Origin of the sequence: Cohnella thailandensis, assembly GCF_014212135.1 — a bacterium.
GTDB lineage: Bacteria > Bacillota > Bacilli > Paenibacillales > Paenibacillaceae > Cohnella > Cohnella thailandensis.
On record NZ_JACJVQ010000004.1, the window covers coordinates 86,805 to 101,229 of the forward strand.

Here is a 14,425-nt window from a genome sequence, read left to right on the forward strand (position 1 = left end):
ACGGCCCCCTGCCTCTTCAAGCTAAACTGGATGTAAATTCAGCAGAAGAGGGAGATAGGCATGAAGATGACGGCAAGAGCGGCAGGGGTATTGTTTCTGATATCGACGGTGGCTTATCTGATAGGAAGCGGGCTTATGGATTCGGTTCTCGATCGGCCGGATTTTCTCGCCCGACTATATCCGGACCGGGCAAGCGTGTATGCGGGATTGTTCCTGGAGCTGATAAACGCCATGGCGGTGGCGGGGATTGCGATCCTTCTGCATCCCATCTTAAAGCAACATAACGAAGCGTTTGCGCTGGGGTACTTCGGTTCCCGAATTCTGGAGTCTGCTCTGCTTATCCTAAGCGCTATCGCTCCGTTCCTGCTTGTCGCGCTGAGCGATAACTCCAACTCCGCGGATGCCGCTACCGCGGGTTCGCCCTTTGCAGCGATAGGAGACTTATTGGTAGAAGCGCGTTCCGTGCTCTTCGAGATGGCCATGATCGTGCTGAGCTTGGGCAGCTTGCTGCTTTGCCGCATCCTCTATCGATCGAGGCTGGTTCCGCGAGCATTGTCCGTCATCGGCTTCGTCGGGTATGCCGCCTTGTTGGCGAACAGCTGTCTGGCGATCCTCGGCCAAGAAATCGGCCCCGTTCTGTTTGTTCCGGGAGCTATCTTCGAAATCGTATTTCCTTTATGGTTAATCATGAAGGGACTCCATCATAAGGAGAAAATAATCGAGAACGGAGGGTCAAGTTGATCGTAACTTACGAGGAGATCACGCGGAAAGGCGTGGGCTTGCTAAACGAGGATGCCATTATTTCTCGTCCCCAAGCCAATCTATATGGAGTTCTGGATGGGGTATCTTCTTTGGTACCCTATCTGAATTCCAAAAAGGAAACCGGCGGTTTTATCGCAGCGAATCTGGTGAAAAACTACTTTGAATCGGTTGCCGAACTTGGAAGCCTAGCGGACCGCTTGGTTGAAGCCAACGATCTTCTAAGGGAGCAAATGATTCTTGAAAATATAGATCTGAGGAAAAAAGATGAGCTTTGGGGGGCGGCAGCGGCAATCGTTCGCGTTCAGGATGACGGCGTGGAGTTCATACAGACGGGCGATTGCATGATTTTAGCCGTGTATGATGACGATGAGGTTCGACCTTTAACTAGGAGACAGGTTTCTCACTTGGAAGCTCCCGCATTCGCCAAATGGCAGGAAGGAATAACCAAAGGCTTAAAAAGCCGGAAAGAACTTCATGAAACCATTATAGAGACGATAAAAAAGAATCGATATCAGTCAAATACAGACGGTGGTTACGGAGTTCTAAATGGGGAAGAGAGCGCGGTTCGTTTTTTCGAATACGGGAAAATCAATCTGACCTGTCTAAAACATATTCTATTATTGACGGATGGGATGTTCTGGCCCTCCAGTATCGTAATGGAACAAAGCTCGTATTGGACCGCTGTTGCCCATAAGATATTGAACAGGGGTCCCCATCTTTATGCTCAAGAGCTAATAGAACTTGAAGAAAACGATCCCGAGTGCCTTGCCTATGCCCGCTTTAAGAAATCGGACGACAAGACCGCCGTTGTGATTAATTTTAGTAAGATTGCGCCTTAATAGGGAGAGTCCATATGCAAAAGGTGATTCCTGCGCTCCGTATAACCGACTATGCAAGAAGCAAGGCTTTCTACGTGGAGGGAATGGGGTTTCAAATCGACTGGGAGCATCGATTCGAACCGCATTTCCCCGTTTTTGTTCAGATCACCAAGGACGAAATGACTCTTTATTTGACCGAGCATACGGGGGACTGCCAGGTCGGCGGATTGATTCATTTTTTTGTTTCGAACGTGGATAGCTGGTACGACGAATTAAAGAGCAAGAAGGATATCCGTATTATAGAGCCTCCGAATGAGGAGCTTGAAGGGCTTCGCATGATGAAAATCGTAGATCCGGACGGTAATCAGTTACGGATCTGCACTCTTGTAGAAGAGCTTGATGAAACGATCGGTTAACGATATCGTTAACCGATCGCGTTCAGCAGATCGTTCAAGGCCTCGGCCATCGACGGATGCGTAAAGATCGTGTCGCGCAGAACCGTATACGGTTGCCCGGAATTCATGAACATCGATTGAATTAGGTATCCGCTTGGGAGAGCGTCCCAAAATACTTTACCACGACATCGCGGAAATCCAGAGCCGCACGCGAAAGATAGCGGCTCTTGTGCCATAACAAGGCGATTTCCCGTGCCATTCGATCGTTCTCTATTGCCAAATAGTCGATCTGTTCATAGGAATTCCTTGCCGTGCTCGGCATGAAGGCCACTCCGATTTCGGCTTCCACAAGGGCGCTCAGCCTAGCCGGTTCATCTCCCTCATACACGTACCGGGGTTGAAACCCGGCCGATCGGCAGATCGAATCCACGAGGCTGCGAATTCCGTAGCCCTGCTTGACGCCGACGAACCATTCCTCCCGCAGCTCCGTCAAGGATACGCTGCTCCGGCCCGCCAGCCGATGCCCTTTGGGAACCGCCAAGAGGACGGGGTCGACCATCACGATCCGGCACTCGATCTCCTCCTCCTGAATAGGCGGGGAGGACAAGCAGAAATCGACCTCTCCCCGATGGAGAAGCGTCACCATCTCCTGCATGCTTAGCATTTGCACGTGAATTTGGACGTCGGGCCGCTTCTTCCGGAACTCCCGAAGAATAGGAGGCAGCGTGCTCGCGGTGGTCACGGCCAATTCGAGCGTCCCCTGTTCCGGGCCGGACCTATCGCTCATCTCCTGTTTGCCCTGTTCCAATTCGAACAAAGCCCTCTCCGCGCGGCTACGGAACCGGCTTCCGAGCTCGTTCAAGCGCATTTTCCTCCCCGTTCGGTCGAACAGAGAGACCCCCAGATCCTCTTCCAGGCGCTGAATCGTTTTGCTTAGGGACGATTGCGTCACGTGCAGCCTTCGCGCGGCTTCGGTCACGTGCTCGGTACGGGCTACCTCGAGAAAATACTGCAGCTGAAGAAGCTCCACGGCCAACCTCCATCCATTCCTTTGGGTCAATGACATTATAACTTAAAATGCGTTGGAGTGAATAAAAGGGAGGAGGTAAGATAGCTTTATCGCAGATGAGAGGGGCTTGAGCCATGAATGCAAGAAGCAGATGGCTGATGATTGCCGTCGGACTGGGGATCCTATTAAACCCATTGAACTCTTCCATGATTTCCGTTGCCATCGCAAGGCTGCAGCAGGAGTTCGGCCTCGACTTTACCGACGTCTCCTGGATTATTTTTTCTTTCTACATCGCGAGCGCGATCGCCCAGCCCGTTATGGGCAAGGCCAGCGATTTATTCGGCCGCAGGAAGATCTTCCTGGCGGGGCTGGTCGTTTCCCTCGCGGCTTCTTTGCTGGCTCCGTTCTCGCCAACTTTCGGATGGCTTCTTGTATTCCGCGTTGTCCAATCGATCGGAACCAGCATGATGGTTGCCGTCGGAATGGCGATCGTCAGGATCCATATCGCGGAGAAACAAGGGACCGCTCTGTCCGTTTTGTCCATTTTTTTATCCGGGGCGGCGGCGATCGGCCCTTTCGCGGGAGGGATGCTACTGGAGTGGGGGGACTGGCCCGCGATCTTTATCGTCAACGTTCCGTTCGTGGCGGCGAGCTTTGTCTTGGCCTGGAGGATGATTCCGAAGGACGGACAAGCGGCACCCGCCGCGAGCAAGATGTCTATTCGCCAATGGTTGCACGCGATCGATGCGCCCGGGATCCTGCTCTTTACGGTGGGCCTTGTTGCTCTGCTCATCGGCTTGCTGTCCGCGGAATCGTCCGGACAGGCGTCCCTATGGAGCGTCCTTGTCGGCTTGATCGGCCTCGCGGCGCTGACAGTCTTCGTGCGGCATGAATTAAGTACGGCGTCGCCTTTTATTCCTCTAAGGACGTTCGCCAAGTATCCCGCCATGACGTGGGTCAACGTTCAGTTCATTCTCGTCAACTTGCTTTTTTATGCTCTGTTCTTCGGTCTGCCCTCTTATCTGCAGATGGTGCGTCACGTCAGCGAGTTCCACACGGGGATTCTTATGCTGACCTTAGGCCTAAGCTCGCTCGTCGCTTCTCCGATAGCGGGCAAATGGATCGATAAATCGGGGCCCAGGCCCGCCTTGATCGTAGCCGCCATCCTGATGACGCTGGGATCCGTATGGATCGTCACCTTAAACGAAACTTCCCCGGTGATCGGCGTAAGCTTGGCGCTCGTTGCCTTCGGCTTCAGCAACGGGTTGAACGCCGTAGGAATGCAGGCGGCCCTGTTCGCAAGCTCTCCCAAAGAAATAGCCGGCGTCGCTTCCGGGCTATTCAATACGTCGAGGTATCTGGGGACCATTTTGTCCTCCTTGTTGACGGGCATCATCATGGGGGATTCGTTCAGCTTTGCGGGATTTCGGCTGCTGGGGATTGTCCTCGCGGTCATTGCGTTGGCTCTAATCATGATGAGTCTACGACAGAGTCGTTCACCAGTCGGATCGGAGCCCTCTCTTTAACGCTTCCGCAATGGCGACCACTCGTTTGGCCTGGTGCTGGACGGCTGCCCGCACCTCCTTCGCTTTCTTTTCCAACTCGTCCGTACTTACGCTGACTCCGTAGGGATTGCCTCCCGCGGCGTACAAGGATTGGTCGGTATACCCCGGGGCGACGACGACGGCTCCCCAATGGTACATGGTCGTATACAAGGAGACGACGGTCGTTTCCTGGCCCCCGTGAACGTTCGAGGCCGAGGTCATCGCGCTGACGACTTTGTTGACGGTCTGTCCGCTGAACCAGATCTTCCCCGTCGTATCCAGGAACATCTTCATCTGCGCGGCTATATTGCCGAAGCGGGTAGGCGTGCTGAAAATAATGGCGTCCGCGGCAACGATATCGTCCGCGGTGGCGATCGGAATCTCTCGGGTGGCTTCCAGATGGGCTTTCCACTTCGGATTCGCTTCGATTAAGACGGGGGAAGCGATTTCTTCCACCCGAAGAAGCTTGACGTCGGCGTCGGCCTGCTTCCCTCCTTCGGCCGCCCACTGCGCGAGCTGATAATTCACCCCGGTCGAGCTGTAATAGACGATCGCCAGTTTGACCTTGGACATGTTCCCCACCTCCGACCTTTTATTCCCTCAGTATCCCATCCCCCGACAAGGCTTATTCCGCCATGGAAGCGGGTCTGGCTGCGCGTGATAAAGAATCCAGCCTTGGAGAAAATAATCCAATAAGAAGGGGGGGGCATCCCATGGAATGTTCGAGCGAAGGCTTGTCCGAGCAATCAATCGACCTTAGAAGCCGATTCCTGGCCTTTACCGATCATGCCAGGGCCGCTCTCGTTTCGCTTAACGAGGACGGAGGCGACCTGTTGGGAGAGCTTAGGCACCTCTCCAAATCCTTCGCGGATATCGCCAGAGCGGCTTCGACGTATCATTTAACGAGGCTGCTTAATCCTTATACCCGTAAGTGCAACGAGATTTTTAAGGCGGTCCGGAATCTAAGCACCATGCGGACGGGAGCGCTTATCGTTATCCAGAGAGAAGCTTCCGTGGAAGATAGGATGACGGCCGGCATTCCCTTGGGGGCGGAGATAACGTCCACGCTGCTGGAATCCATCTTCAACGTGGGCAGTCCGCTTCACGACGGCGCCGTCTTCATCCGGGACGACGGCATCGTATCCGCCGCCAACGTGCTTCCCTTAACGAAGAAAGTGTATCGAACGAGGAAAATGGGAACCCGGCATCGTGCCGCGATCGGTCTATCGGAGCATACGGACGCCTTGGTATTCGTGGTATCGGAGGAGACGGGCACGCCATCGTTCGCCTTCGACGGATCCCTTTATCCTTTTTATTTCATGGATCGGGAGTAGGAGGGCTGAGCGCTTGGAGCTTAACGCGGTTAACGGCGACTTTGCCTCGTTGCGGGCCGAGCTTGCCAAGATGCTTACGGACATATCCGAAACGTTGAATGTCGAGCTGTCGCAATTCGAACCGGGCCATATTCGGCTCCTTAACGTTATAGGGGACATCTCCAAGAAATTCTCGGCCATGGAGTCGCTAACGTCCACGTACTACCTGGAAGGGCTATTATCCGAGCATACGGCGAGCAATAAAGAAATCTCCCGAGCCGTTCATCGGTTGAGCACCAAAGGCCATGCGGCGTTAATCGTAATCGAGAAGAACGATTCCGTCCTTCCCTACCTAAGCGGGGGAACGCCGATCCAGGCTAGAATCTCCAGCCAGCTCTTGGAGACGCTGTTCCATCCGGCAAGCGAATTCCATGAAGGCGCGGTTCTGATTCAAGGGGAAACCATCGTATCCGCGGGCCATGCGCTCCCGCTTACGGAAGAGATCTTCTGGGATCGGATGTATGACGTCCGCGAGCTGTCCGCCGTCGGCTTGTCGGAGCGATGCGACGCTCTTGTCCTGCTAGTCTCGGATAGCGGGGCGACTTCGGTCGGGTCGGACGGGAAGCTGATTCCGGTGTCGATCTCGTCGTAAGGGAAGATGAAGCGGGAGGTTCAAGATGGTAGACGTTCTTACGGAAACGATCATTCGGCGACCGCGCGATCAAGTCGCTGCCTATGCGGCCGACCCGGATCATGCCCCGCAGTGGTACGCCAACATTCGGTCGGCGGAGTGGAGGACGCCGAAGCCGTTGGCGGCGGGCTCCCGGATCGCCTTTAAAGCAAACTTCCTCGGACGAGAGCTCGCTTACGTTTATGAAATCGCTGACTATGAGCCAGGCGAACGGTTGGTCATGAGAACGTCCGAGGGACCTTTTCCAATGGAGACGACGTACACATGGGAGACGGTCGACGGCGGCGCTACCCGAATGACGCTGCGCAACCGAGGCAACCCGAAGGGGTTCTCGGCCTTGTTCGCCCCCTTCATGTCCATGATGATGCGGCGCGCGAATCGCAAGGATTTGCTCGCGATCAAGACCATACTGGAGGCGTCTAACAGTGGGTGACCTTCCGTTTGCCAGGTTGCCTCAGCATCTAAAGAACGATAAAAGCAATGTCAAGGCGGCAGCCGGCCAAGAGGCGCGGCTGCCGTTTGCTTAGAACTCAAGGGTTGAAGAACGAAGAGAGTCTTTTTTAAGCTTAGTCTCGAGCTTTTGCAATAGAGATCTGGTCGATATCCGGCGCATAGGCCGTGGAATTTGAAAAGCGAATCGTGTTATTTCCGGCATTCAGTTGTACATCAACTACTGTCGTGTAGAAGGTCGTCCAGCTCAGCGTATTCCGGAAATAGTGCCGCTGCGCCGTTCCTCCGTTAACGCTGATGTCGGCGAAACGGTTCACGATGTTATTGTTATAGGCATGAGTCCCTACGACTTCGGCGTTGGCGTACGTAACGACCATGCGGTAAAGTCCGGCTGTCGGCACGTTGATGGAATTGAACTGGAGGTAATTGGCCGTTCCTCCGCCGATCCAGCCGACGACGCTGCCGCCTGCCGCACTCGCATTGCTGGAGATGGCGGCAGCTCCACCGCGCGTATGGCCCGACGCTTCTGCTTGGTAAGTCGTCATCGTGCCCGAAGCCGAAAGGACGTCGATGTAGTCGATGTTGACGGCATCCGATTCGTCGTTCGTATAGGCCTTCAAGCTAATCCGGTTAATGCCCGCGGTCAGGAAGACGCGGATCGTCGAATCGTTCCAGGTATCCCAACTGGCTGTTGCCGGAAGAGAGAGGTCCGTCAGAGTGCTGCCGTTCAGATCCATGCGAAGGGAACGAGTGGAGGGGGCGCTGCCGAACGGTCCGGCCGCATAACGAACCGTGACGTCATAATAGCCGTTCGAAGCGGCGTTGACGACGAAGTTCGTGCTCGCGTTGTTCGTTCCGCCGTAGCCCTCGACAAACGAAGTGCCGGAGTAGCCGCCCGTGGAGCCGTAAGTAATGGAGGCCGTGCCCGATATATCGGCATATTCCGCTTGGTAGCGGGTGCTGCTGCCTACTGTGGACAAGTCTTTGTCCGGCGTAATGATCAGTTGATAAGCCGACAGTGCCTTCATTCCGTTCACGGGCACGGCGATTTGCCCGTTCACGATCGAATAGTCTCCCTCTTGCACGACATACGGAACGCCTGCAGGGTTGGTGCCCGTATTGTCCGTGCCCCATACCGTAACGTGGGCGGCGTTGCCGAAGTAAGGTGCGGAGCCGAAGCCCTTAATGACCACATCGGTGCCGAAAACGTCCGAGCTGTTAACCGATCCGCCCAGAATAACGCGTGCTTGCTTCTTCGAGCTGTCGAGCGTAGCGACGCCCTGAAGGGAACCGTTCTGCGCAGGCGGCGTTACCTGCACCGTGTTGCCGGTCATGTCGCCGTACCACTTGTAAAGCCACCAGGCGCCGGTTGGGCGATTGTTCTGCGTGACAAGGTCGTTCAACCCGCCGGCCGTCGTCCAATAGGCGATATTGCCGCCTACTTTGCTGTTCTCGAACTTGGAGATGAATTGAACGAGATTGCCCGGGACGCCGATATCGGTCGACGCTCTTCCATATTCGTTAATGATGATAGGCCGCGGGGTAATGCCAAGGCTTGTTTCGATGCCTCGGTAATGGTTGTAGTGCGTATTCCAGTCCGTGAAGAAGGAGTTATCCAACTCATGCCAAATCATGATATCGGGGAGAACATTATTGTTCTTGGCGAAGGTCATGAACTGGCTGTATACGTCGGCATGATAGTAGGCATAAGCGGGACCCGCGATCTTGGCAGCAGGATAGATCGATCGTATGCGTTGATAGACCGTCTTCCAGTCGTTAAAGAAATTCTGAAGCTTATCGGTCGAATTGTACCAAATCCAGTTCGGCTCGTTGAAGGGGATAAAGGCGTAAATGCTCTTATTAGGATCGGCAAGCACCTTGTTCACAATCGTATCGACTTTCGTCAGGTAGTCGGCGAGACCGTTATTCTCATAAGGCCAGTTCTGATAAATGTCTTGCATCTCGATCAGAATCTGGCTTCCGCCGGCTCGGATAAATTGGGGAGCGACGACCAAAGCATCGCCGTTCGGATGCTGCAAGCCGTCCGGCGCTTTCTGGGAGATCGATTGAGGCTTGAGCGGGATAAGCATATTGTCGCTCGGAATGCCCGGATCGCTGAGTCCGTACAGGAAGCCGGAAGCCCCATGCTGGATGGCGCCTGTATTCACGGATAGATCGACAAGGAATTGCGGGTTTGCGGCATGTCCAGTCTCCGCGGGCAGCAAGCCGAGAACTAGGGTGGCACCAAGGAACGCCGACATCCATTTGGATCTCTTCATCATTTACCTTCCTCCATTTTGTAGAAATAAACTCTTTTGAAAGCACTTTCATTTTTTAGCTTATCGACGGAGGAAACGGATGGAAATGAAAGAATTTTACAACCTGCGTTTCTTTTTTTACCCATTCGGTTCCTCGGGTAGCCAAGCTTAAACGATAGGGACTATCATAGAGACGAAGGATGACAGAGGCCATGGAGGTTCTTCGCTTGTACCGTAAATTCAAATTCGTAAGCATTAAGAACAAGATGGCGGTACTCTTCATCATTTCGATCTTGATCCCTATCCTTATCCTGTTCATCAATTCTTATCTATCCTCGCAGCAAATGCTTGAGAGCAAATATACCGATCTATTGGAAGATATCACAAGGCAATCGAATATCCGCATCGAGGAATTCCTGGACGATACCGAACAAATCTCCCTTATCTCCAGCTATGGAATCAACAGCTATGTGTCCGCCGTCTCCCAGGAGAATTATCCGGTGCAAAATTATTTAAGGAATGCTTCGCAAAGCAACGAGAATCAGGCAACGCAGCTGCTGATGAACTACATCACGATGAAGGAGCGGGCATTCTCGGTTTATATCTATAATCTGAACGGCGGCCAGGATCTGCTCGTCAGCACGAACAAGCCGGTGGATTACACGTATCACCCTCGCAACGAGAGCTGGTTCCGAGATTTTCTGGCTTCCGAAGACATTACTAGGGATCTGCCTACCCGGATCGATCTGCAGACGAAGCAAGAGAACAATTGGGCGATTTATCACTTGCGGAAAATATTCGATCTCGAGAACGGCAAGCTGCTCGGACTCATGGTGATCAGCATCGATATCGACTTCATCAACAAGGTGAACAAACGCCTGCAGGAGAGCAGCCGTTCCGCCTTCACGATCGTCGACGAGAACGAAAGAGTCATCTTCAACAGCGATTATTCTCGAATCAATCGCCCCTTCAGCGAATTGTTCCCCCTGAAGGCGAAGATCGATAAAGACACGGCCAGAGAGGTCGTGAAGTCCGGAGGCAAGAGCTATATTCTTATTCATTCGGCGTTCGAAGCCCATAACTGGACGACGTATATTTACATGCCCGTGGAAGAGCTCGCCGTCGAGGGCAACATCCTTATGCGTAATCTATGGATGATAGTCATGGCGCTTGTGCTGTTCGCCATTATCAGCTCGTTCTACTTATCCAATCTGATCACAAGGCCGATCAAACGGCTGATGAAGAATATGACGCTCGTCGAGCAAGGGAGATTCGACAATCTGCCCGCCGTCAAGTCCAACGACGAGATCGGACTTCTGGCGAAGCGGTTCGAACAGATGTCGTCCGAGCTGAAGCAGCTTGTCGAACGGATCTATCACGAGCAGGAGGAGAAGGCGGAGGCGGAGATCCGGGCGCTTCAAGCGCAGATCAATCCTCATTTTCTATACAACACGTTGAATTCGGTGAAGTGGATCGCGTCCATGCAGAGAGCGGACAAGATCGTCGAGATGACGGAGGCGCTTATCTCCATCCTGCGTTATTCCTCGAAGGTCGAGAACCGGATGGTGCCGATTCGCGAAGAGTTCGACAACATCGCTCACTATCTCACGATTCAGAAGGTACGATACTTCAATCGAATAGCGGTAAGTTATCGGCTGGATGAACGGTTGCTCGATTACGAAATTCTTAAGCTAAGTATCCAACCGCTTGTGGAAAATGCGATTTTCCACGGGATTGCGGACCAGGAGGACGGCACTTTAACGATAGAGGTGACCGCTTGCGGGGAGAATGACATCGCGATCCGGGTAGGGGACAACGGAGCGGGGATGGAAGAAGAAGCTTCCGCTGCTTTAAGGCAAAGACTGAAGGAAACGGACGGTCACTCCGGCAGCATCGGCGTCTTCAACGTGCACAACCGTATACGAAGAGTGTTCGGCGAGAGATACGGGATTGATTTCGCCAGCAAGAAGGGGAAGGGAACGACGTTCACGATAACGATTCCCAGAACCAAGAAAGGGGAGATCGAGCAATGAATAAGGTGCTCATCGTCGATGACGAGCTGCTTATGCGAATCGGATTGAAATCGATGATCGATTGGGAGGAGCAGGGCTTCCGGATTGTCGGGGAAGCGGCGAACGGCAAGGAAGCGCTGGAGCTTGCGGAAATTCATAAGCCGGATCTCATCATAACGGATATCAAGATGCCCGTCATGGACGGGCTCGACCTTATTAGGTCGAATTCTCGCAAGCACGAGGGCTGCCAATACGTCATTCTCAGCTGTCTGGATGAATTTCAATATGCGCAAGAAGCGGTTAGACTCGGAGCCGCGGATTATTTGATCAAGAGCGACATCAGGCCGCAGCAGCTCAAAGACGCGCTCGGCAACATCCGGAGGCGCATTGCCAAGGATTCCGCGCATGAAGAAGCCGCGGTCCTTAAAGAGCAGGTGAGGGAGGGCATCGGCTATCTGAAGGAGACCCTGTTCAAGGAACTGATCAGCGGCTTCCGCGAAGAAGAGGAGATCTTGGAGAGAATCGAGGCTTTGAAGATTGCTCTTGTCCAAGGGCCGATGATTCTGGCGAAGCTGAGGGTGGACCGTTTCGAACAGATCCGCAGGAAGTATATAGAGCAAGACGAGAAGCTGCTGAGGTACTCCGTCGTCAACATCATGGAGGAGATCGTTTCCCGGCGAAGAGGCCGCGAGATTATCGTGGAGAATTCCGCCGAATATTTGCTCGTCCTGAATGCGGATGGAGAAGTCATGCATGAAGAGGAGGTCGATTCGTACAATCGATTGTTCGCCAAGATTCAGGCTTCTTTCAAGGATTTTCTCAACATTACAGTCGCGATTGGAGTAAGCAGGGTCTCCCCCGGCTTCGGGGGCCTTAAGAAGGCGTATCGGGAAGCCGATGCGGCGGTGAAGAGCTTGTACTTCGAGGGACGAAGCCGAATTGCGTACTACGATAGAATCCCGAAGAAGATCCGGGAGTCGGAAGTCTATCCGATCTCTCAAGAGGACGAGAAGAAGTTCCGTCTGGAAGTGGAATGTTCCGGAGACGGGGCGGTCCCGTTCATCGATTCCGTAAGACAAGGGCTGCGGCAGGGAGACTATTCGGAGCAAGCGGCTCGCAAAGCTTATATCTCCATCTTGTCGTTGATCTCCTCCTGTTATCCCAGTCTGCCGGTCATGGAAGGAGAAGGGCGCACCGTTTATGAGCAGCTTCTTCAAGAGGAGACGTTGGACGAAATGCACGAGCTTGTCCTTCGTTTCTTGGAAGCATGCGCAAGACATAACCAGAGCCGATCCGAGCGTCCTCAGAGTTATGCGGAACAAGCGAGATCCATCATGCTGTCGCAGTACGCGGAGGATATCTCGCTGCAATCCGTTGCGGACCAGATCAACGTGAATTCCTCGTATCTAAGCCGGATATTCAAGCAAGAGACGGGCGAGAATTTCGTTAATTTTCTTACCCGGATTAGAATGGAGAGGGCTCAGTCGCTTCTGAAGGACAAGAACATTAGAATCTACGAAGTAGCGAATCGGGTGGGCTATCCGAACACGACTTATTTCAGCAAGTTATTCAAGAAAACGACAGGGCAAAGTCCGGAAGAGTATCGAGGATGAGACTGGAAGAATCGGCATGGTAAAAAAATGAACGGCAAAAGTCAAAGAAGTGCATAGGGAGCTATGCGCTTTTTTTGTTTCGGAGCGAAGCAGTAAAGAAAGGAAATACGACGGTAAAGAAGCTTGATTTAGCTCCCGCGGGGGATCGGCTAACATGAATCGTGTACCAAGGTTGTTAATCAACTATCGATTTAGGGGGTTCTCTCGGTGAAAAAAAGTTTATCCGTAGCACTAACTCTTGGACTAGCGGCGTCCGCTCTTGCGGCATGCGGCAGCAACAACAATAATTCCGGCTCTTCCGCCAGTCCGTCGGCTACGCCGTCCGCATCGCCATCCGCGTCGTCGTCCGCTCCCGCAAGCCAAGCGGCAAGCGGAGAGAAGGTTACGCTGACCTACGCAATCTGGGATTCCAACCAGGAGAAAGGGCTGCGCACGATCGCGGACGAGTTCGAAGCCGCAAATCCGAACATCAAGATCAACATCGAGGTAACGGGCTGGGCCGATTACTGGACGATGCTTGAAGCGGGAGCGACCGGAGGCTCGCTGCCGGATGTCTTCTGGATGCACTCCAACGAGATTTATCGTTACGCGTCTAACGGAATGCTGCTCGACTTGAATGACCGAATCGCGAGCAGCCAAGCGGTCAAGCTGGAGAACTTCCCGGAAGGCTTGAATCAAATCTACAACTTCCAAGGCAAGCAATACGCGGTTCCGAAAGACTTCGACACGATCGGCTTATGGTACAACAAGACGATGTTCGACGCGGCAGGCTTGAAGCATCCGGACGAATCCTGGACGTGGGACGATCTGTACAGCGCGGCGAAGGCGCTGACGAAGGACGGCGTCTACGGCTTCCTCGCTCCGCTGCACAATCAAGAAGGCTATTATAACTTCGTCTATCAGAACGGCGGCACGATCATCACGGACGACAAGAAGTCGGGCTATGACGATCCGAAGACGATCGAAGCGCTTGAATTCTATGTCAACTTCGTCATAGAAGGCCTCTCTCCCGCCGTATTCGACGACGCCGAACGCGCCGAGCTGATCCAGAACGGCAAGGTGGCAATGGGTTACTTCGGTTCATGGAACCTGTCCGGCTTCACCGCGAACGAATTCATGGCGAAGAACTTCGACGTCGCCGTTCTGCCTAAGAAGGAGAAGCAGGCTTCGATCTATAACGGATTGGGCAACGCAATCGCATTCAATACCAAGCACCCGGACGAAGCTTGGAAGTTCGTCGAGTACCTAAGCTCCAAGGAGGGACAAGATCGTCAAGCCGAGCTTGGCGTCGCCATCTCGGCCTACAATGGCGCGGCGGATCTATGGGTATCCTCGAATAAGACGTTCAATATCAAAGCGTTCGTCGATATGGTCGACTACGGCGTTATCCGTCCTTACTCGAACACGACGGCCGTATGGGAAGACAAGGCCTATGAAGCACTTGGACCGGCGTTCACGGGCAAAGCTACAGTTGAAGAAGCGGCCAAGAACGCGGCTAAGATCATGAACGAAAGCCTGGCTCAAGAGAAGTAATACGAATGGGCGGGAAATAAGAAGCCA

General features: G+C 53.4%; 13 protein-coding genes. 10 read left to right on the plus strand and 3 right to left on the minus strand.

Features of this window, described 5'->3' with window-relative positions:
- Positions 1-60: 60 nt before the first annotated feature.
- From H7B67_RS04510 to H7B67_RS04520, 3 genes are read left to right on the plus strand one after another with little or no spacing between them, the layout of a single operon-like run.
- Positions 61-741 carry a DUF4386 domain-containing protein gene (locus tag H7B67_RS04510; protein ID WP_185118606.1) on the plus strand — a complete coding sequence of 227 codons (681 nt, stop codon included), beginning with the start codon at positions 61-63 and terminating at the stop codon, positions 739-741.
- A complete protein-coding gene (locus H7B67_RS04515) occupies positions 738-1,601 on the plus strand; it encodes a protein phosphatase 2C domain-containing protein (protein WP_221468670.1) in 864 nt (287 codons plus the stop codon). The genes H7B67_RS04510 and H7B67_RS04515 overlap by 4 nt, the downstream gene beginning before the upstream one ends.
- 14 nt (positions 1,602-1,615) lie before the next feature.
- A complete protein-coding gene (locus tag H7B67_RS04520) occupies positions 1,616-1,996 on the plus strand; it encodes a glyoxalase superfamily protein (protein ID WP_185118607.1) in 381 nt (126 codons plus the stop codon).
- 121 nt (positions 1,997-2,117) lie between these two features.
- Here H7B67_RS04520 and H7B67_RS04525 read toward each other — a convergent pair whose 3' ends face one another.
- A complete protein-coding gene (locus H7B67_RS04525; RefSeq protein WP_185118608.1) occupies positions 2,118-3,005 on the minus strand; it encodes a LysR substrate-binding domain-containing protein in 888 nt (295 codons plus the stop codon).
- A 113-nt stretch (positions 3,006-3,118) separates the two neighbouring features.
- Between H7B67_RS04525 and H7B67_RS04530 the strand changes: the two genes are divergently transcribed.
- Positions 3,119-4,510 carry an MFS transporter gene (locus H7B67_RS04530; RefSeq protein ID WP_185118609.1) on the plus strand — a complete coding sequence of 464 codons (1,392 nt, stop codon included), beginning with the start codon at positions 3,119-3,121 and terminating at the stop codon, positions 4,508-4,510.
- Here the strand turns inward: H7B67_RS04530 and wrbA are convergent.
- Positions 4,481-5,101 carry an NAD(P)H:quinone oxidoreductase gene (gene wrbA / locus H7B67_RS04535; protein ID WP_185118610.1) on the minus strand — a complete coding sequence of 207 codons (621 nt, stop codon included), beginning with the start codon at positions 5,099-5,101 and terminating at the stop codon, positions 4,481-4,483. The two genes, H7B67_RS04530 and wrbA, sit on opposite strands and share 30 nt — an antisense overlap.
- A 140-nt stretch (positions 5,102-5,241) precedes the next feature.
- Between wrbA and cdaS the strand changes: the two genes are divergently transcribed.
- Genes cdaS through H7B67_RS04550 form a run of 3 tightly spaced genes read left to right on the plus strand, consistent with a single transcriptional unit; the run spans position 5,242 to position 6,965 of the window.
- A complete protein-coding gene (gene cdaS, locus H7B67_RS04540; RefSeq protein WP_185118611.1) occupies positions 5,242-5,862 on the plus strand; it encodes a sporulation-specific diadenylate cyclase CdaS in 621 nt (206 codons plus the stop codon).
- A gap of 13 nt (positions 5,863-5,875) precedes the next feature.
- Positions 5,876-6,493 carry a diadenylate cyclase gene (locus H7B67_RS04545; protein ID WP_185118612.1) on the plus strand — a complete coding sequence of 206 codons (618 nt, stop codon included), beginning with the start codon at positions 5,876-5,878 and terminating at the stop codon, positions 6,491-6,493.
- 25 nt (positions 6,494-6,518) lie between these two features.
- Positions 6,519-6,965 (plus strand): SRPBCC family protein, encoded by a 447-nt coding sequence (locus H7B67_RS04550; protein ID WP_185118613.1) that lies wholly within the window; start codon positions 6,519-6,521, stop codon positions 6,963-6,965.
- Positions 6,966-7,098: 133 nt separating this feature from the next.
- Here H7B67_RS04550 and H7B67_RS04555 read toward each other — a convergent pair whose 3' ends face one another.
- Positions 7,099-9,264: a carbohydrate-binding protein gene (locus H7B67_RS04555; protein WP_185118614.1), complete on the minus strand. Its 2,166-nt coding sequence runs from the start codon at positions 9,262-9,264 to the stop codon at positions 7,099-7,101.
- Positions 9,265-9,467: 203 nt separating this feature from the next.
- Between H7B67_RS04555 and H7B67_RS04560 the strand changes: the two genes are divergently transcribed.
- The 3 genes from H7B67_RS04560 (at position 9,468) to H7B67_RS04570 (ending at position 14,398) form a co-directional block, all read left to right on the plus strand.
- Positions 9,468-11,273, plus strand: coding sequence for a sensor histidine kinase (locus tag H7B67_RS04560; protein WP_245364090.1), 1,806 nt, complete (start codon positions 9,468-9,470; stop codon positions 11,271-11,273).
- A complete protein-coding gene (locus H7B67_RS04565; RefSeq protein ID WP_185118616.1) occupies positions 11,270-12,865 on the plus strand; it encodes a response regulator in 1,596 nt (531 codons plus the stop codon). Before H7B67_RS04560 ends, H7B67_RS04565 begins: the two co-directional genes overlap by 4 nt.
- A gap of 207 nt (positions 12,866-13,072) precedes the next feature.
- On the plus strand, positions 13,073-14,398 hold the full coding sequence (locus tag H7B67_RS04570; RefSeq protein WP_185118617.1) for an extracellular solute-binding protein: 1,326 nt from the start codon (positions 13,073-13,075) through the stop codon (positions 14,396-14,398).
- Positions 14,399-14,425 lie beyond the last annotated feature (27 nt).